We start from the raw sequence: 18,620 nt of genomic DNA on the forward strand, positions 1-18,620 counted from the left end.
TGTTCTATGAAAGATGTAACCCAAGTCAAAAATGCACTTTGGGGACTCTTTATCTCAGATGCCCTTAGTATGCCGGTACATTGGTACTATAAACGTGAATACATAAAAAAAGACTTTGGCAAAATCACCGGTTACAACGACGCTCTGCATCCACATCATGAATCTTTTATGGTTGGAAACACTTACTCTCCAGATATAGAAAGTGCAAATAGACTTCATCGCCCATACGATATACTTCACAAACATTCAAGATTTTACAACACAACATACAGCCACCTAGATATACACACAAAAGTACACTCAGGTGAACATGCAAATCTGATGCCTTCCCTTGATGAAAGGTACCACTACCATCATGGTCTAAAAGCTGGAGAAAATACACTCGGAGCAAATCTAGTAAGAGTCCTAATGCGCTCAATCATAAAAAATGAAGGTTACGAACAGAGTGAGTTTTTAAGTGATTTTATAGAGTATATGACAGACGTAGATGCTAACAACGATCCATATTTAGAGATATATATACGAGATTGGTTTGAAAACTATTCAAAAGGAGTAGCACCGGAATTGTGCGCACCTAGCCAAAGAAACAGATGGTCAATAGGTTCTCATGGCGGAATAATCCGTCCACTTGTTTTAGCTCTTACTGCCAAGAGTTCTTACGAAGGTTTAGGTATAGCTGTAAGTCACCAACAACTAACTCATAGTTCACAAAATGTATCTTCAGCACTCGGCACTTTAGTTCCACTACTTCATAATCTTCTAAATGGTAATGACCCACTAAAGCTTCTAGATGAGTCGATAAAAGAGATTCCACTTATTAAAATACACGGTAAAGATCTCTCAAAAAAATATTTTGAAGCTCATGGACCGGGAAATATTCCAAAAGATGAGATGTGGAAAATTCATACAGAGTATTCAGATGAGTTCTTAAGTGAAATACTCTCAGATGCAACTGATGAGAGTATGATTACAAATAGATTTGCAACTGCCTGCTATCCAGAGCACGGTGTGCCTTTGATATATTATTTTTTATATAAAAATAAATTTGATTTTACATCTTCTCTTCTTGATAATGCAAATGCCGGAGGAGATAATGTACATAGAGGTATGATAATTGGTCTTCTAGCCGGTGCTTCAACAAAAGAAATACCACAATATTTAAAAATAGGTCTTAAAAATCATGAAGATATAAACACAGAAATTGATAAATTTGTTAAGTTTTGTGAATAGTAGCTGTATATTTACTTAAATAATTATATAATACTTAGAACTTAAGATAAGGGCAAATAATGTCAACTTTTAAAAATAATGATTCTTGTCAACACGATGAGTACTGTGGCTTCTCAAAAACTGTCTGTGTTGAGACAGATTTTAAAGAAAAGTGTCTCATGAAAGATACTTCTGTTGAGCAAATGCCTCTTTTGAAAAAAGTAAAAGAGCGTGTTGAGAGAGACACTCAACGTAGAAGTTACTCAGCGTAACTTCTAGCTTTACTTACTTCCTTATTATTCTACGCTAAAGTGTTTACTTTTTAGTACCGTAAACTTAGTAATCTCTTTTTCATCTTGAAGATTCAATTTTTCAAGAGCTTTAGGGTTTACTATAAAATAACCAAGAACTACTTCTACTTTATCACCACTCTGTAGCGCTTCATCAAACTTAACAACTCTTTTTTCATTAGCTTTGATCATAGTGTCTTTTACAACTTCTGTTGCTAACCAAGGCATAGCCGGTTTACCGTCTTTGCCGATTATTTTTACAAAAGTATGAGTTTTTAGATCAGTTTGTTTTGCTTCTCTTATCAGAGTAGCTCTTAATTGCACTACTCTTAGAGGATGAGTCATAAGATTATGAGGTGCTTTATTCTCTACAGTAATTTCAAAACCTCTGTTTGCATTTTTAAAATAAAATTCAATATACTTACTTAGCATCTCAGGTTTAACTCTTGCACCCGCAAAACCATGAAAAGCATGTTGTTTACTTAGCCTAACTGTTGTGGCCGTGCCATCTACTTTTGGCATATGACAAGTGATACAGTTTGAGTCTTTCTCTTTAGCACCTGCTTCATCTGTTGTACAAACGGAGAATTCATGTGAATTTTGTTTGTGAGAGTGACATCCCATACACATCTGACCGTTGTAATAGTTCTCATTTGTATAGTCTATATCGTGATATGCTGAACCGACTGTAGTCTTATTTCCCCACCATGATGTTGTTTTTTTATATTCAACTTTTTCGCCTTCTCTACCCGCTTCAGCAGAGTAAAAAGTCTTATCTTTTTTAGAATATACATTCTTGTTTGCCTTTGCATGTTTGTCAACACTTTTAATGGTATGACAACTAATACAAGTTATTCCTTCATGCTGTTCTTTCTCAGTAGTAGCGTTTGGTGTATGACACTTCGCACACTTATAGTCACCTTTTGCTTTTGCAGGGTGTTTATCCCATACAGCTTTATGAATTTTATCATCATATATAGATGATTTTTTATGCATTGAACTTTGAAATTCAGCAGCAATAGTCGGATGACACTTTTTACAAGTTGCAGTATCAGCCGAATCGGCAGATGCAAAGAGTATTGAACTAAGAGCTAAGATGTAGAGTAAAGTCTTCATATAAACAATCCTTTTAATTATTATAAGTTGAAATTTTATCTAAGTTTGAAAAAGTTAACTTGATTTACGTCAATAAGCATTAATTTGGTATAATCCACTCAATATTTAACCAAGGTGATTTTATGCTTATTCCATCAGACTTACTTAAAGACAAAAAGATACTTTTAGGAGTTACTGGTTCTATTGCTGTTTATAAATCTCTTGAACTTGTCAGACTCTTTGTTAAAGCAGGAGCTGATGTGAAAGTAGTAATGAGTGAAGCAGCTAAAAAGTTTGTTACTCCTCTTAGCTTTGAGGCACTTACTTCAAATAAAGTACTAGATGACACCAATGAATCTTGGGTTAATGATCACAACCATATAAAAACTACTGAGTGGGCAGATCTTTTTGTTATAGCTCCTGCAACTGCAAACACTGTTGCAAAGCTTGCAAACGCTATAGCTGACAATATGCTGCTTCAATGCGCACTTGCATTTCCTGGAGCGAAGATTATAGCACCTTCTGCAAACACAAACATGATAGAGAACCCAATAACTAAGGGTAACCTAAAAATGCTTGCTATCGCCAACTATGAGACTGTAGCCACTCAAACTAAAGAACTTGCATGTAAAACTACCGGTGATGGTGCTATGGCAGAGCCGATAGATATATTTTGGCAATCTGCGAGAACACTTTTAAAAGAAGAATTTTGGACGGACAGAAGAGTTATAGTCACAGGAGGAGGAACAATCGAGAAAATCGATGATGTTCGTTACCTTTCAAACTTTTCTAGCGGAAAAATGGCTTCATCCCTTGCTACGGCACTTTATTGTAAAGGTGCTGATGTAAATCTAATCGCTACCAGATTTGAAGACAACATTCCACAAGAAATGCATACTATTGATGTTGAGACTACTGATGAGATGCTGGAATATTTAACTGACTCTATTCGTATCGCTAAAAAAGGTAAATTATCAAAAGCCTCTCTAATGAGAGATGAGCAAATACACCTGATTCAAAAACAGCCATATCTTTTTATGGCTGCTGCCGTTAGTGACTATGTTCCTGAGTATGTACAAGATGGAAAACTGAAAAAAGAGATGCTTGGTGAGAAATTTGAGCTCAGTTTAAAACAAAATGTAGATATCTTAAACTCTATAGACAAAAATGGAATCACTACAGTAGGCTTTAAAGCTGAAATGGCCGAGGAAGTCGCAATGAAAAATGCTTCAAAGATGATAGATTCCAAAGAGGTAGATGCAGTGTGCCTGAACATCTTAAAAGATTCTTCTAGTTTTGGAAGTGACAGAAATAAGATAGAGTTTATAACACCTGATAAGATCGAATCACTAGCAGATGCGGATAAACTGAATCTGTCTTTTGATATCTTAAATCATGCGAAGAGTCTGTAACCATGAACAGAGCTAATCATATTGCCATTATCATGGATGGCAATGGTCGCTGGGCTGAACTTAGCGGTAAAAAAAGAGTCAAGGGTCATGAAGCTGGAGCTAAAGTTGTAAAAGAAATAACAACATACTGCTCCAACAACAAAGATATTGAACGCCTGACTCTATATGCATTTTCAACTGAAAACTGGAAAAGACCTAGGTTGGAAGTTGAATTTTTAATGAAACTGTTAGAAAAATATCTTAAAAATGAACTTCCTGTTTATCTTGAGAATAATGTTCGCTTTGAACCTATTGGCGACATAAGAGCATTTTCGAAATCACTTCAAAAAACGATCAAAGATGTTAAAGACAAAACTGCCCACTGTGATGGGCTAGTTCAATCCCTAGCCTTGAACTACGGTTCACAAGATGAGATGCTTCGTGCAATAAATAAAATAAAAAACTGTGAAGATGACATAACACAAGAGATGCTTGGGAATGCACTTGATTGTAAGCATAGTGTTGATCTGCTTATAAGAACTGGCGGAGATCATAGACTCTCAAACTTTTTACTTTGGCAAGCGGCTTATGCAGAGCTTTTCTTTGTTGATACTCTTTGGCCTGACTTTACGACTGCAGAATTAGAAAAAATAATCAAAAATTTTACAAAGATTGAGCGCCGTTTTGGAGGGCTAAAATAGTGGAAATGCTAATCGCTTTTATTCTAGGAGCTGTTATCGGTTCATTTTTAAATGTTGTGATACTTAGAATACCAAAAGATCAAAGCATAGTATTTGTATCCTCACACTGTACATCTTGCGATTCTCCACTAAAACCTTGGCACAATATTCCAATTTTTTCTTGGATTTTTCTAAGAGGTAAATGTTCATTTTGTAAAACAAGTATATCTGCTCAATACCCAATTATTGAGATAATCTCCGGTCTGATCTTTTTAACACTTGCTAGTAAGTATTCCCTGACTCTTCCTACTCTTTTAATAGGACTTAGTTTTTTAATGCTTTTAGCTCTTTCTGTAATAGACTTTAGATACAAAATGGTTCCAGATTCTCTAAACCTTTTAGCTATGTTTTTTGCAATATTTGGAGCATGGAACACCGCTGGAGTTTTTACTAACTTTCAAAATGCCCTACTCTTTGCAGGTGGATTTACACTGCTTAGATTTGCTTTATCCTACTATCTTACTTCATCAATATACAGAGCTGGTCTAAAAACTAAAACTTCTTGGAATAGATTTTATGACAGAACGCCGTTTATAGAGGCTATGGGAGAGGGAGATATAATGGTTGCTGCTACCATGGGAGCACTACTTGGTGTTAAATTAACTCTAGTTGCTATCTTTTTATCTGCTCTTTTGGCTCTTCCTGTTATGCTTTTACTACTAAATAAATCAGCAGAACAACAAAGAGTACCATTTGTACCGTTTTTAGCACTTGCTACTTTTATGGTATATCTTTACGACTCTCCAATACTCGCATATATTGAGGCAAATTATTAATCATGGACAGACTTAGAAAATATATAATCAACAACTTGTACATGATATTTTTATCTATGTTTATGCCTCTATTTGCAATAGCATCTGTCATTTTTATGATCAAACTTGCCACATATACAGCTGTAATTCAACTAAGTATATGGGATATGACGAAGCTTTACCTATTTGTTCTTCCTGAGATATTATTTTATACACTGCCTATTACTTTTTTTATTGCAGCTACCCTATCACTGTTTAAACTATCTACAGATAATGAGATGGTCGTTCTTTTTGCTCTTGGTATCCATCCAAGATTTATAATACGAACGCTTTTTAAACCTGCATTACTTCTGACACTTTTGTTAAGTTTTAACTTTTTGGTTCTTTTCCCTCACTCCACTACACTTTCTAGCAACTTTGTCTCTTATAAAAAGAGTGAAGCCAAGTTTAATCTCAGTGCATCTGAGTTTGGACATAGTTTTGGTAACTGGCTTCTCTACATCGGTAAAGACAACGAAAACGAAAGCTATTCAGATGTTATTCTTTTTAACAAGAATAAAAAAGAAGAAATCATCATTAGTGCAAAACGTGCTGAGATCATTAATGATGGCGGAATACTAAGATTAAAACTAATAAATGGTGAAGGTTACAGTTACTCAAAAGAAGAGTTTTCGCAAATAGACTTTGAGACTATGTTTATAAATGACACAATGAAAACTGACCTGACTACATATAGAACACCTCTAGAGTACTGGCTATCAAACGATAGAAAAGAGAGTAAGACTCATATGTTGATTACAGACACTCTTTTGAGTCTCTTTCCTCTGATTAGTCTATTTTTGGTTGCAAGTATTGGTGTTGTACATGTTAGACATCAAAAAGGAAGAATTTATCTATATCTATTTTTAGGTGTTTTACTATTTTACGGTGCCACTTTAGGACTTCAAAAATCATTTGTATACTACACTATCCCAATTGTAGCTATTTCTTGGCTAATTGTGACTTACTATATATACAAAAAAACTATTGTAGCTAGGTTTTGACTCCTTAATGCGTTGTGCTCTGACTATTGCTTACAATGGCACTGATTTTTTAGGTTCTCAAGCACAAAAAAGTTCATCGAACACCATTTTAGGTAACCTTGAGAAAGTTTTATTACAGCTAAGTATAGACTCTAAAATTATCGCTTCGGGACGAACAGATAAAGGTGTTCATGCAACAGGTCAGGTTTGCCATATTGACCTACCTCCTTTTTGGGATGATTTAGAGAAACTAAAACGTGTTTTAAATGAGATGCTACCACCTAGCATCAGGATAAAATATGCTAAAGAAGTAGATGCTGAGTTTCATGCAAGATATAGTGCTAAAAAAAGAGTTTATCGTTACATTATAAAAGAGTCTAAAAGCAACCCTTTTGAAGATAACTTTATAACTTTTTTAGACTCTGTAGATTTTGAGAAACTAGAGAAAAATATCAAGCTATATATTGGTGAACATGACTTTGCAAACTTTATGAAAACTGGTAGTGATACAAAAAGTAGCGTCAGAGAAGTTTTTAAAGCATTTGCATATAAGCACAATGGATACATAGTTTTGAATTTTGAAGCAAATGGATTTTTAAGAAGTCAGATTCGTTTAATGGTAAGTGCACTTCTAAAGCTAGAGAAAAAAGAGTTAGAAGAACAATTAAAATGCGAAAGCAACTATAAAATAAAACCAGCACCAAGCAACGGACTATATCTAGCCCGCATTAAATACTAACTATTTAGCATCTTCTTGCTTGTTAAAGTACGGAATATATTTAGCTGTCTCATAGATACCAAAAGTAAGATCTTTCATCTTCTGAGTAAGTTCTTTGTTTTCACTAGAATGATCTTTTAGTGGTGTATCACTTTGTATTTCGTATAGTCCTGAAGCTGTACCGTCTGCTTTAGTTTTAAAGTAGTACTTCTCTCCAACAAGACCAATCATTGGATTTGCATTATGTTGAATTGTAAAAGCATACCTGCTATCGTCATATGACTCATCAAAGGCATCTCTACCTAAAGTTGTTGCTGTATATGAAATATTAGCCATAGATGCTATAGTTGGAAGAGCGTCTACCTCACTTAAAACTTTTTCAAAAACCTTTGACTCTGTTATAAGTGGCGAGTAGATAACAAAAGGAACTCTATGAGAACCTAAACTAAGATGAGAACTGCTTTCACCAACATAGGTATGCTGACCTGTTCTACCGTCAATACCGTGATCACCCCAAAATATAAAGATAGTGTTTTTATAGTAATCACTTTTACGAGCCAGTTCCATAAAGTGACCCACAGAGTAGTCCATAAACCTAAAAGAGTTATACTCCTTTACAGAGTGAAAACCATACTTAACGACCTCTTCTTCACTTATATCACTTCTTGACTCATAACCATAACTATTATCAGGAATAGTGTATGGTCTATGATTTCCAGAAGTCTGTATAACTGAAAAAAATGGTTCTTTCATGGTTAAAAGACCTTTATTCGCTTCACGGAAAAGGTCAATATCTGAAATACCCCAAACATCTGTACGAGGAGATGAATAATCACCTTCTTCATAAAGTTTTAGATTATCCATTGACTGAGTCAACATTCCACGGATATTTCCCCATGAAGCTGAACCACCGATAAAATAAGATTTTTCATAACCATCAAAGTCCTGTGCAATACTATGTTGATTTACAATAAGAGGATTACGACTAGATGTCCCTTTCAGCTCTACATCAGGCAGGCTTGTAACGGTAGTGTAAATAGAGCGTGCCGTTCCGGTTGATGGAGTAAAAAAGTTTTTAAACAGGTATCCGTTTTTAGCTAGATCACCTAGATAAGGAGATGGATCTAAAGGATTACCTGATACACTTGACTTATGTGATGCAAAAGACTCTAAAATAACTATAACAATGTTTGGCTTATTTCCTATTGGATGCTTAGGAGTAATAGCTCTATGGTAGTTTAGATTGACTTCATCCTTATCTTTTACACCCATAAAATCAGCTATAACAGGATAGTACTTTATTACTTGATTTTTATCATAAGATACCCGTCCATTTTTCCAAGTATCAAAAAAATAATGAACTGGATTGTAAGTAAGCTGAGTTGCAAATGGATGTTTTGAAAAAGCAGCCTCACTCCAACGAAGAGGATACTGAGAAAACTTACTATAACCTGCAACCAGAAGAATTAAAAATGCTCCAAGTCCAAATATAATGCCTTTTTTTATAGTTATATCCGCTTCTTCTTGCTTTGATATCAGAAGTAAGAGTTTATATGTAAGATATATAAAAAGAGCATTTACTAAAGCTATCGCTATAGAGATCCATACAACAGGGTAACTTTCCCAAACCATTTGTGTAGAAATATCAAGATTTTCTAAAAATCTAACCGCAGTAAAATCAAGTCTTGTATTTAAATAAGAATAATGTCCAAAATCAAAAACATAAAAGAAAAAGTAAAAAGCAAATACAGCACTAAGATAAACTAACCAGAAGTAGCGAAAAAAACTCTGTTTAAAAGGACTAATCCACTTAATACCACCAAGAAAGAATAGTGGTAATACCATAAGCACAACCATTCTAAGATCAAACCTGAGTCCAAGCCACATAGACTTAATTAAATCACTTATAATTAGAGGAGATGTCGGGTCGCTGAAAGCTACATAAAAAGCAACTCTCAAAAGAACATACAGAAGCGTTAAAGATGGAATAAAAATTAGTAAAAATCTTAAAAGTTTTGGAAGTTTTAAAAACATATAGGCGGACTCTCTTTGTGTGGAAAAATATTATGGAATTTTACTATTATTTTAGTTACCATTACATTAACAAAAAAACTAAAGATAAAAACTATGAATGAAATGCTAAAAGACGTAAAACTTCCGGAGGGAATGAACCCGGAGACACTCGAACATCTAATGGATCCAAAGAATTATGGTAAACTTGATAATGCGAACTGCGTCGGAGTTGGACTTGATGAGAAAACAAAAGAGTATGTGATTTTCTACACTCTTTTAAATGACCAAATAATAGAAGATATTAAGTTTGCGACTAATGGATGCCAAGATACTGTTGTAATAGGCTCAATGTTTACTCAGATGATTAAAGGCCATGACTTAGAGTATACAAATACTGCGATACTAAAGATGAATGAAAAACTTGGCAGTATGACCGCACAGCAAAAAGTGTGTGCAGATATAGTTTTTACAGCTTTTATAGCATCTATGAAAAACTTTGAGAACCTCCAAAACGGAGTAAAAGAAGAGTTACACATACTTAAGATGAAAGATAGCTGTGAAGCTGAAAATATGCAAGGAGAAATAGATGAATAAAATTTATCAAAAAAAACACGAACTGTGGTTAAGTATAACATTCGCTTCTTTTGCGATTAGTGATGAGGAGATAAAATCAAGACTCTATGACTTTGCTCAAATAGCATTCAGACATATGAAGTGGATAGGAACTGACACCCTTGCAAACGGAGATGACTACAACTACGACAGAGATATGACTCTTTACAAAAGAGAGAGTGTTTTTGAGATATTAGAAGCATTGGTAAATGAGGTTGAGAGCATCCAGAGTGTTTATGGAAGTAGTGTCTTAGCAGATAGGATTAAAACAGACGACACTTACCTTCTAGAATATCTTGCACAGATTTTGAGAAGAGAATCAAACAATAAACCTGTTACTGCTTTTAATATGAAGAGAGAGTGGTTAGACAAGAATCTAGCACAAGACCAGATAGATGCTCTTACTCTATTTCTGTTTGAAGAGTCATACAAAGAGTATGAGCTTATCTTGGTCTATGCATACATGCAGGCAAGAACGGAGAACGTAACTCAGTACAATGTTTTTAGCGACCTAATAGATGAGTCACACTTTCATTTCAAATCTTTTGGAGATATGATGGCAAAACTTGGCATCTTAGCACTTCCAAGAGAACTACATGAGATGACTTATGTCGTAAAGGATCTAAAACAATTCGTAACGGATGGAATAGCTGAAGAGGAAGCTGCAAAAGTAATGTGTAAAGAACTTAGTGAAGCTATAAAAGATGAGGAACTATCTAAGTTCTTTGACTTCATAAACTATCAGGAGAGTTACCATATAGAGTTGATGAGAAAGCTTCTTTAGCTTCTCATAAAACTTCTTAACTTACTCCATAAGATTCCCCAGTATTCGTGCATAGCAATTTGAGACACATAAAATGAACCAGTATCTGGAAGCTTAAAAAACCCATTAAATTTACCCTTATAAAAGGCTGTTGGTGCAGCTATCGGTTTCAGACCTAAAGATTCAAAGAGCATCATAGATCTTGGTATATGGCTTGCGCTAGTAACCAAAACAAAAGGCTTATCACCTACTAACTCTTTTGTAAAATATGCCTCTTCTTGTGTATCTTTTGCTTTTTCTCCAAGAATAATATCTTCCTCTTTTACACCTAATGCCAATGCTAACCTTTTATTCATTTTGGCAACAGAAATTTTTTCATTACCACCAAAACCTGTAAAAATTAACTTTGAATCTTTAATTTGGTTATGTATTATTATACCCTCTAAAGCTCTTTTCATTCCGGCATCTGTAATTATAGACGAGAGAGGTTGAGTTTCATCACCATTATGACCATTTCCTAAAACATGTATATATTTAATATCATGATTATAATCATATTTTTGATACTGATTTTCTAAATTAGAAATTAAAAAATTTGCAAATGGTGGATATGAAAACATAAATAGAAGTCCAAAAGCAAGAGATAGAGAAACTTTTGCCAATTTAACTCTTTTAAGCTTGGATAGTACAAACCAGATTACAAAAAGAGAAAACACCATCCCATACGGTTCAATAAAAAAAGTTATAAACTTCTTTAACATAAATCCTAATTCCATTATGACAACACCCCATTAATCTTTTTTATTACTTCATCATTCCAAAGCAGTTCTTTATGTGATAAATCGTCAAACTCTTTATAAAAAACCAACTCTTTAACACTGTTTTTTAAATTTCTAGCATTTTTTATATCTACTACTTCATCACTCTTACTTGAAAATACATAAGTAGGTACTTCTATATTTTCAAGTAACTCCAAATTATCAAATTTATATCTAAGCATCCAAGATGGAGCTATACCATATTTCTCTTTTGCAATAGAAAGGATTGAATCAAAAGCACCTATCAGAAATACCCCAAGAGTTTTATGTCTTTTCGCAACAGATTCAGCTACACTAGCACCAATGGAAAAGCCAAGTATATAAAAGTCACCGTAGTGCTTTTGAACTATCTCGGCTATTTTTAAAGCATCTTGTAAAATATTTTTTTCACTGGCTACGCCACCGCTTCTTCCATAAGAGCGGTAGTTAAAAGTAATTATTCTGCTGTTTTCAAACTCAGATGCAAGCCTGTCAATGAGTCCAACACTATCATGCTCTCTGCCGCCAAAAAATAGGATAGTATTTTTTGCATCTGATGGTTCATAGACAACACCTTCAAGCTCAACTCCATCATCAGTTGTTATGCTCAGTATCTCACAACTACTGTTCAACTCTCTCTCACGAAAATATGTTGGAGAGAATACTACAAAGTATTGCCACTGATAAAAAGCGAATACCATTATTAAAAATGTAAAAAGTAAAAAAGCAATATAAATCATGTCGAGAATTATAGTATAATTCGCAAAAGTTTTATAGGACTACTAAATATGCAAACATTCGGACAATTTTCAACAAACTTCGATCATGAATACTTAACAAAACATTACATATACATCAATGAAAAAGATGAAAATAGAGAAGATATACTTATAGATGTAAATGACTTAGAAAATTTGCTCAAAAAAAAGCGTAAAACAGTAGCCGGGACTATTTTTTTATATAACCCGACAATTAGCCCTGTTGGGTTTAATAACAACTCACTACTTGCAGATCAAGGGTTCGAGTTTGATGATGAATTTCATGAGCTGAACTTTAACGATATGATGAATCTTTTTTCAAAATCAATCAGAGATGGTTACAGAGGAAAACTTTTAGAGGTCAAGTACCTATTTAATCTAAACAAAGCTAACATTGAGCCTACTCCTATATTAGAAGAGCTTGATGCGGACTTAGACAAATACAATTCAAACCAACTAACTCGCTATGATAAGCAACTAAATTATCAAGATTATATAAACATGAGTCTAAATGGAAAGTTCGTCTATTTTGGTAGTGGACACAAGCATGACAGACATCATAAAGAGATTATTGCATATGCTAGAAATATTGCTGCTCAAGCTATTAAGCTAGGCAAAGAAGTGTATTTTACACATGATAATAATTATGACGCAGATGAGTGTATAGATGTAGCGTACTTTCTTTCTCCATTAGCAGTTGGAAAAATAAAAGAAAAACGTATAAACGCTTTCAAAAATGCTTTTAGGACAAACCCTCCTATAATCCAAAAACTATCTTAATCTAATTTCTTAGCCCATCTGGCAAAAAATCTTGCCGGGCTCAGTCTCTCACTTATTTTTTTACCACTTAGTATATGCTCACTCAGTATCTTTGCCAAGTATGGAGCGAGAACAAAACCATAACCGCCATTTCCGTTTATCATATAAAGATTTGGATAGTATGTATACTCATCAAAGTTCGGTTTTTTTGTTTTAAATCTAATCTCCTTAGAGCAAAGAGTCTCTTTAGACAAAACTACATTCCCAATAAGCGGCATATAGTCAAATGAGCCAGAGCGTAGACCTGTAAAATCTCTGATAACCTCAACATCTTCTAGCTTCATAGTTCTGCCGGCTTTTTCAAGTAGTTCTGCTCTACCCTCTTCTACATCATAAGGTTCTGTTGCACTTTGTGGATGGTAGTGAACATTATGAGTAGCCCCGATTGCAAGTTTATTGTCACTGCTTGGAGATATAGATACATTTTGATGAAGACTATAAGGGTTTTTTGTGGAAGTCTTTATATCTATACGATGACCCCATACACCGCGCAGTTTTATATATGGTTCTTTTATAACTGATTCATATGCACCTGTAGCTAGTAAAACACTCTTAGCGCTATATGTATCATTAATAATCCACAATCCATCATCATACACAAGACTATCTACTTTTTGCTCTACATACTTGGCACTCTTACTCATAGCTCTGCACATAGACTGAGCGTCTACTACTCCTGCATCTATGGATATATGCTCGAATGCCTTTGCATGTTCACTCAGGCTCTCTAAATACTCTGCGGGTGCTTCTTTTAGCTCTAATGAAGTGTTTTGTTTATACTGCTTTAGTATCTCTGAGGATTCTTCATCTTTTGCGATGTGCAGGAGTTGTGTTTTAGTAAATAGTTTTGGAAAGTTTTTCTCATAAAACTCCATACTGTAAACAAAAGCATCATGAAGAAGCTCTTTTAGCTCTCCGCCTTTAGAAAACTTGGGAGCTATAAATGCACCGGCTGCTCCACTGCCGCCACTCGCAATCCCATCCATATCAAAGATTATGACTCTTTTAGAAGCATTTGCAAATTCATGGGCTACACTTGCACCGTTTATACCAGCACCGATAATGGCTAAGTCATACACCTATAGTCTCTCACTATTCTTAATGCTATATCTCTTTAAGATTGTATTTTCAATCTTTAGAGCTTTATCTGTGTCAATAGCTATTTTAACACCGTCTTCATTTTCTAAGATTAGATACTCACCTTTGAAGTCTTTGACTATCTTCACAAACTCTTTAAAATTTTTGAACTTTTGAGAGTTTACTTTATCCACTATCCAAAGAGAAAAACTATGATCTCCTCTACTTAGGTCAGATGCCAGAACTTTTAGAAGTAGGACAACTTCTTCTTTATCATATGTCGCCCACTTAGAAGCTGCTTCCCTTAGACTAAGAAGCGTTGAGCGGCTGTTAAGAAGTAAGTTCCTGCTTAGCGGAGAAAAAACATAACCGCCATATATATAATACTTGGGCATGACATCATAAATGACAGTATCAACCAAGAGGTTGTCATTTGCTATATTATCAAGTTTTATTGAGAGTTCTTTTTTCTTTCCGTCTCTTAGTACACTCATAGAGATAGTCTCACCAAGCTGCTTTTTGTCTATATAGTATTTATATGACGTAAACTGATGATGTCTAAATTCTACCGTTCCGTCATTCTCTATTTTGTTATTGTCTACACTTAGAAGTACATCACCAGGTTTTATCTTCTCATGAGCAGGTGATTTCTCAGCCACATCTATAATCAAAACACCTGTTGTGTCTTTGTCCATCTTGTTAACACTTCTAAGTGCCTCATTTTCCAGCTTTTGAGAACCTACTCCAATGTGAGGAAAACCATCATATTTTTTATCTTTTATATCATCTAAAAAATGTTTAACTATCTCTGAAGGAACTAAGTAACCAAGATTTTGAGAGCGTGATATCTGTTGCATGACAACACCGACTATCTTTCCATTACTAATAGCAGGTCCTCCACTACTTCCAGGATTTACTGCTGCATCTATCTGAATAGATAAAAATATCTCTTTAGAGTGTGCATACATATTATGCTCTATTCTTGATACTATTCCTGTACTGGCACTCAAGCTGTCTCCACCCATTGGAAAACCGTATACTGTAACTTCTTGTCTTATAGTCGGTAGTTCTCCGAACGTCAAACATTTAGCACCTTTAAAAAATGACTCATCCTCAACTGTGAGTATTGCCAAGTCAGCTTGATGAGATATATAGTCTACTTTTGCTTCATAACGTTTAGATGATCCATAACGCTTCACCTCTATAAAAGTTTGGTTTGCGACTATATGAGCATTTGTAAGTATTCTTTTTCCGTTTCCATTTATAATACTTCCAGACCCATGAGATCTTTTTATATTAGAGTTCCAAGGTGTCATATAGTTTGGAGTCTTTGACACTGTATATATTTTAACTATGGACTCTTCGACTTTAGTATTTGCAAGTATATTTGTGCTTAATAGCGTAGTGAGCAGTATATATAATATTTTTTTCATTCTATACCTTTTTAGTTTGTATTCTATTCTATCTTTTTTTTGGGATAAAATAAAGAACACTCTCAAATATCCCTTCCATATAGTGCCGTAAGTAAACCTTATACGCACTCTCTATATCCAAAACTTTTTGAGGAATTCTGTACCAGTCTTGTGCTTTATGGTAGATGCAGATAGCTAAGACAGGTTTATATTTCTTTATGGTCTCTTTAGCACCGTCAATTGCATCTTGTTCGGCACCTTCGATGTCCAGTTTTATAAAATCAATTTTTTCTTTTACTATATTGTCTATGCTGTTTATATCAGTTGCTTGGTAGTTATGGTCACAATTATTTTGATTCTCATCTCTGTTTGCAGGGTTTAGTTCTTCTCTTGCTCCCAGACCACAGTTTATAAACTCTATATTTTTAACATTTGCAAAATCTCTTTTTGCAATATTTATATGCAGGTCATTTGGCTCAATAGCATATATTTTTTTATAGTCAGGGAAGTTTTTTACGATTTGAGGAATAGTATCACCGACATATGCACCACCATCTAAAAAACATACATTTTTCATCTCAGGGACTATTGTCTTGTCAAAATACTGTCCATCATGGTTGTTTGTAAAGCCTTGCATAAAGTCTAAGTCAAACGATATTTTAAAGTTAATTACTTTTGTAAAAACTTCTTTAGACTTCTCGTCTTCTAGTAAGTCATAAAGATAAGCATACTCATCACGGTTCTCTTTAAAGTCATCTTCAAAGTCAAGCATAAAAGGAGGTGCAGCCAAATCAAGCTTCGAATATCTATATAATGACAAGTAGTTAAAGTTAGTAAAACCTTTGGCATCCAGAGTGCTTTTCACTTCCAACGGACTTCCTGTTGAGACTGAGAGGATTATAGAGTCTTTTGAAACTTCATCTATACTAAGAACTGATTTTTTACGAGATTTCTGAACTCTTGTAAAATCGTCTATGATGCCATCTACTTCTACATGTCTTAGGATAGATTTGGTAAATTTGTTTATACCGAGGATATATTTTTTTGTAGTGGTCTTTGGAGACAGGAAAAGCTCTGTGAGTCTCCTGTCTTTTTCGTTGACGTAGTTAAAGTCTACTAGATTAAACACTGACTTCTTTGATGTCTGCAATATTTAAAATGCTTTTGTATATAGATGCGACCAAAGCTTTTCTGTTGTTTTTAACAGCTTCGTCTTCTGCGTTTACCATTACATCTTCAAAGAACTTATCAAGTTCAGGTTTAAGACCTAGAAGTGCGTCCAGTTCTTCTTCATAAGAGTCATACACTTTTACTGCAACACTCTTATATGCTTCAAAAAGGGTCTCTTCCGATTTGTCTTCAAACAGTTTTGCATCTACACTCATATCCTGAGAAAGGTCGATATCCTTAGTGATGTTTGCAACACGTTTAAATGTTGAAAAAGACTCACTAAATCCCTCTGCATTTGCTATTGATTCAAGAGCTTCTATCTTCTTACCCATAGCAACTATTTCTCTTTCACCGGATGCAAGGACCGCTTCAACGATAGAAGGATTCACTTTATAGTACTGTTTAACACGCTCCAAAAAGAAGCTCTCTAGTTTTTGCATATCTATCTCAGCATATTCAGATGCCAACTCTTTCATAGTCTCTACTATGTCAAATGCCATGTTATACTCTGAAGTGATTCTGATAAGACCGTTTACAGCACGACGAAGAGCAAACGGGTCACGTGAACCTGTCGGTATCTGATTAACACTAAAGAGTGCTAAAAGAGTATCTAGTTTTATACTCATAGCGACTATTGCACTCATCGGAGTCGATGGTAAGTCACTCTCTTCACCGTCTGGCAGATACTGCTCTCTTATAGCAGTTGCGACCGCTTCTGTCTCACCCTGCTCTATCGCATAGTAAGCACCCATTAGACCTTGAAGCTCCGTAAACTCATAGACCATCTCACTTGTTAAGTCAGCTTTAGCCAAGTTGATAGCTCTGTCCAAGTCAGCTTTTTGAGCATCCGGCTGATAAATATCAAAAAGTATGTTAGCTATTTTTGCTTCTCTTACAATTTTGTCTTTTACGCTTCCAAGACCTTTAAAGAATGCAACTTTTGCAAGAGCATCCGTACTTAGTCCATTTTTAATGTCATTGTCGTAGAAGAAAAGTCCATCAGCCAGACGGGGACGAAGAACTCTTTCATTACCTTCTATTACTTTAGAAAAGTCATCTGTAAGTGCGTTTGAGACCACAACAAATTTGTTTAGAAGTTTCCCATCTTTAAACACAGGAAAATATCTCTGATGCTCTTTCATGGAAGTGATTATAACTTCAGGAGGAAGTCTTAAGAACTCTTCATCAAATGAGCCCAGAAGTGCTGTAGGATGCTCTGTAATAGCTACGACTTCATCAAGAAGATCAGCATCTATTTCGATGTTGATTCCGTTCTCTTTCTCTAAAGATGCAAAGTCAGAAAGTATGTCTTCTCTTCTTTGTTCTTGAAACAGGGTAACACCGCCGCTTTTTAAAACATCAAAATACTCTTTAGCGCCAGAGATGCCAACCGAGTCGAAGTTAGAGATGCGGTGAACAAAAGTCTCTTTTTTAGACACAACTCCAAAAAGTTCAACGTTTACAAGCTCATCACCTAAAAGTACATTTACCCAACGGATAGGTCTGATGAAGCTATCAGATGCACTTCCCCACCTCATAGACTTGCCAAAATCAAGTGAGTTGATCCAAGTGTTGATAATGTCACTAAGAAGCTCAGTCGACTCTTTGCCCTTTACATTTTTTTTGTAATAAAGCACTTCTTTGCCACCCTTGGTAGCTGTAGAGATCTCATCTATAGAAACTCCACACTTCTTAGCAAAACCGTTTGCCGCAGGTGTAGGCTCTCCATCTTTATATGCAACAGCAATTGGTGCACCAAAGAACTCTTCTACACTGTCAGCTTGCACGGTCTTGAACTCTCTATGCCAAATAACCAAACGACGAGGAGTATAGTAAAATTCAAACTCACCTAAAAGTGAGTTTTTCTCCAAAATATCAACATATTTTTTCTCAATATTACTTAACTCTTTTAAAAGCGGAACAGCTGGTAATTCTTCAACACCTATCTCGATCAATAACGGTTTTAACATATTTGTACT

General features: G+C 34.9%; 18 protein-coding genes. 10 read left to right on the plus strand and 8 right to left on the minus strand.

The features are described 5' to 3' along the window. The first annotated feature begins 6 nt into the window (after nt 1-6). Both ABZC13_RS07555 and ABZC13_RS07560 read left to right on the plus strand, forming a co-directional pair. On the plus strand, nt 7-1,230 hold the full coding sequence (locus ABZC13_RS07555; protein WP_373001958.1) for an ADP-ribosylglycohydrolase family protein: 1,224 nt from the start codon (nt 7-9) through the stop codon (nt 1,228-1,230). A gap of 59 nt (nt 1,231-1,289) precedes the next feature. Beyond that, entirely contained in the window at nt 1,290-1,481 is a 192-nt protein-coding gene (locus tag ABZC13_RS07560) for a hypothetical protein (RefSeq protein WP_373001960.1), read from the plus strand. Nucleotides 1,482-1,505: 24 nt separating this feature from the next. On the opposite strand, the gene ABZC13_RS07565 is transcribed toward ABZC13_RS07560, so the two are convergent. After that, nucleotides 1,506-2,615, minus strand: coding sequence for a multiheme c-type cytochrome (locus tag ABZC13_RS07565; RefSeq protein WP_373001962.1), 1,110 nt, complete (start codon nt 2,613-2,615; stop codon nt 1,506-1,508). A 122-nt stretch (nt 2,616-2,737) separates the two neighbouring features. On the opposite strand from ABZC13_RS07565, the gene coaBC reads away from it, so the two are divergent. Genes coaBC through truA form a run of 5 tightly spaced genes read left to right on the plus strand, consistent with a single transcriptional unit; the run spans nt 2,738 to nt 7,241 of the window. Beyond that, the gene (gene coaBC / locus ABZC13_RS07570) at nt 2,738-4,006 is read left to right on the plus strand and encodes a bifunctional phosphopantothenoylcysteine decarboxylase/phosphopantothenate--cysteine ligase CoaBC (protein WP_373001964.1); all 1,269 of its coding nucleotides are present in this window, start codon (nt 2,738-2,740) and stop codon (nt 4,004-4,006) included. 2 nt (nt 4,007-4,008) lie between these two features. Continuing rightward, nucleotides 4,009-4,686, plus strand: a complete 678-nt coding sequence (locus ABZC13_RS07575; protein WP_373001966.1) for a di-trans,poly-cis-decaprenylcistransferase — start codon at nt 4,009-4,011, stop codon at nt 4,684-4,686. Next, nucleotides 4,686-5,501 (plus strand): A24 family peptidase, encoded by an 816-nt coding sequence (locus ABZC13_RS07580; protein WP_373001968.1) that lies wholly within the window; start codon nt 4,686-4,688, stop codon nt 5,499-5,501. The genes ABZC13_RS07575 and ABZC13_RS07580 overlap by 1 nt, the downstream gene beginning before the upstream one ends. A gap of 2 nt (nt 5,502-5,503) precedes the next feature. Next, a complete protein-coding gene (locus ABZC13_RS07585; protein WP_373001970.1) occupies nt 5,504-6,523 on the plus strand; it encodes an LptF/LptG family permease in 1,020 nt (339 codons plus the stop codon). Between the two features lie 7 nt (nt 6,524-6,530). Next, nucleotides 6,531-7,241: a tRNA pseudouridine(38-40) synthase TruA gene (gene truA / locus ABZC13_RS07590; protein ID WP_373001972.1), complete on the plus strand. Its 711-nt coding sequence runs from the start codon at nt 6,531-6,533 to the stop codon at nt 7,239-7,241. Here truA and ABZC13_RS07595 read toward each other — a convergent pair whose 3' ends face one another. Further along, nucleotides 7,242-9,254 (minus strand): LTA synthase family protein, encoded by a 2,013-nt coding sequence (locus tag ABZC13_RS07595; RefSeq protein WP_373001974.1) that lies wholly within the window; start codon nt 9,252-9,254, stop codon nt 7,242-7,244. It abuts the gene before it with no gap. Nucleotides 9,255-9,347: 93 nt separating this feature from the next. Between ABZC13_RS07595 and ABZC13_RS07600 the strand changes: the two genes are divergently transcribed. Both ABZC13_RS07600 and ABZC13_RS07605 read left to right on the plus strand, forming a co-directional pair. Beyond that, a complete protein-coding gene (locus ABZC13_RS07600) occupies nt 9,348-9,827 on the plus strand; it encodes an iron-sulfur cluster assembly scaffold protein (RefSeq protein ID WP_373001976.1) in 480 nt (159 codons plus the stop codon). Beyond that, nucleotides 9,820-10,629, plus strand: coding sequence for an iron-binding protein (locus ABZC13_RS07605; protein WP_373001978.1), 810 nt, complete (start codon nt 9,820-9,822; stop codon nt 10,627-10,629). The genes ABZC13_RS07600 and ABZC13_RS07605 overlap by 8 nt, the downstream gene beginning before the upstream one ends. Here ABZC13_RS07605 and ABZC13_RS07610 read toward each other — a convergent pair. Both ABZC13_RS07610 and ABZC13_RS07615 read right to left on the minus strand, forming a co-directional pair. Continuing rightward, entirely contained in the window at nt 10,626-11,384 is a 759-nt protein-coding gene (locus ABZC13_RS07610) for a YdcF family protein (RefSeq protein WP_373001980.1), read from the minus strand. The two genes, ABZC13_RS07605 and ABZC13_RS07610, sit on opposite strands and share 4 nt — an antisense overlap. Next, nucleotides 11,384-12,106, minus strand: coding sequence for an alpha/beta hydrolase (locus tag ABZC13_RS07615; RefSeq protein WP_373001982.1), 723 nt, complete (start codon nt 12,104-12,106; stop codon nt 11,384-11,386). Before ABZC13_RS07615 ends, ABZC13_RS07610 begins: the two co-directional genes overlap by 1 nt. 87 nt (nt 12,107-12,193) lie before the next feature. On the opposite strand from ABZC13_RS07615, the gene ABZC13_RS07620 reads away from it, so the two are divergent. Continuing rightward, the gene (locus ABZC13_RS07620) at nt 12,194-12,943 is read left to right on the plus strand and encodes a hypothetical protein (RefSeq protein WP_373001984.1); all 750 of its coding nucleotides are present in this window, start codon (nt 12,194-12,196) and stop codon (nt 12,941-12,943) included. Here the strand turns inward: ABZC13_RS07620 and ABZC13_RS07625 are convergent. From ABZC13_RS07625 to glyS, 4 genes are read right to left on the minus strand one after another with little or no spacing between them, the layout of a single operon-like run. Next, nucleotides 12,940-14,061, minus strand: coding sequence for an NAD(P)/FAD-dependent oxidoreductase (locus ABZC13_RS07625; RefSeq protein WP_373001986.1), 1,122 nt, complete (start codon nt 14,059-14,061; stop codon nt 12,940-12,942). The two genes, ABZC13_RS07620 and ABZC13_RS07625, sit on opposite strands and share 4 nt — an antisense overlap. Continuing rightward, entirely contained in the window at nt 14,062-15,492 is a 1,431-nt protein-coding gene (locus tag ABZC13_RS07630; protein WP_373001988.1) for a PDZ domain-containing protein, read from the minus strand. It lies immediately after the preceding gene. Between the two features lie 28 nt (nt 15,493-15,520). After that, entirely contained in the window at nt 15,521-16,600 is a 1,080-nt protein-coding gene (locus tag ABZC13_RS07635; protein WP_373001990.1) for an FkbM family methyltransferase, read from the minus strand. Then, nucleotides 16,593-18,611 carry a glycine--tRNA ligase subunit beta gene (gene glyS, locus ABZC13_RS07640; protein WP_373001992.1) on the minus strand — a complete coding sequence of 673 codons (2,019 nt, stop codon included), beginning with the start codon at nt 18,609-18,611 and terminating at the stop codon, nt 16,593-16,595. The genes ABZC13_RS07635 and glyS overlap by 8 nt, the downstream gene beginning before the upstream one ends. Nucleotides 18,612-18,620 lie beyond the last annotated feature (9 nt).

This window comes from Sulfurimonas sp., assembly GCF_041563035.1.
Taxonomy (GTDB): Bacteria; Campylobacterota; Campylobacteria; order Campylobacterales; family Sulfurimonadaceae; genus Sulfurimonas.

Bases quoted from the DNA above. Each gene is read 5' to 3' on its own strand.
- ABZC13_RS07615 (WP_373001982.1), bottom strand. From the start codon at position 12,106: ATGGTATTCGCTTTTTATCAGTGGCAATACTTTGTAGTATTCTCTCCA.
- ABZC13_RS07620 (WP_373001984.1), top strand. From the start codon at position 12,194: ATGCAAACATTCGGACAATTTTCAACAAACTTCGATCATGAATACTTA.
- glyS (WP_373001992.1), bottom strand. From the start codon at position 18,611: ATGTTAAAACCGTTATTGATCGAGATAGGTGTTGAAGAATTACCAGCT.
- ABZC13_RS07560 (WP_373001960.1), top strand. From the start codon at position 1,290: ATGTCAACTTTTAAAAATAATGATTCTTGTCAACACGATGAGTACTGT.
- ABZC13_RS07600 (WP_373001976.1), top strand. From the start codon at position 9,348: ATGAATGAAATGCTAAAAGACGTAAAACTTCCGGAGGGAATGAACCCG.
- ABZC13_RS07630 (WP_373001988.1), bottom strand. From the start codon at position 15,492: ATGAAAAAAATATTATATATACTGCTCACTACGCTATTAAGCACAAAT.
- ABZC13_RS07585 (WP_373001970.1), top strand. From the start codon at position 5,504: ATGGACAGACTTAGAAAATATATAATCAACAACTTGTACATGATATTT.
- ABZC13_RS07610 (WP_373001980.1), bottom strand. From the start codon at position 11,384: ATGGAATTAGGATTTATGTTAAAGAAGTTTATAACTTTTTTTATTGAA.
- ABZC13_RS07605 (WP_373001978.1), top strand. From the start codon at position 9,820: ATGAATAAAATTTATCAAAAAAAACACGAACTGTGGTTAAGTATAACA.
- ABZC13_RS07565 (WP_373001962.1), bottom strand. From the start codon at position 2,615: ATGAAGACTTTACTCTACATCTTAGCTCTTAGTTCAATACTCTTTGCA.
- ABZC13_RS07555 (WP_373001958.1), top strand. From the start codon at position 7: ATGAAAGATGTAACCCAAGTCAAAAATGCACTTTGGGGACTCTTTATC.
- ABZC13_RS07595 (WP_373001974.1), bottom strand. From the start codon at position 9,254: ATGTTTTTAAAACTTCCAAAACTTTTAAGATTTTTACTAATTTTTATT.
- truA (WP_373001972.1), top strand. From the start codon at position 6,531: ATGCGTTGTGCTCTGACTATTGCTTACAATGGCACTGATTTTTTAGGT.
- coaBC (WP_373001964.1), top strand. From the start codon at position 2,738: ATGCTTATTCCATCAGACTTACTTAAAGACAAAAAGATACTTTTAGGA.
- ABZC13_RS07575 (WP_373001966.1), top strand. From the start codon at position 4,009: ATGAACAGAGCTAATCATATTGCCATTATCATGGATGGCAATGGTCGC.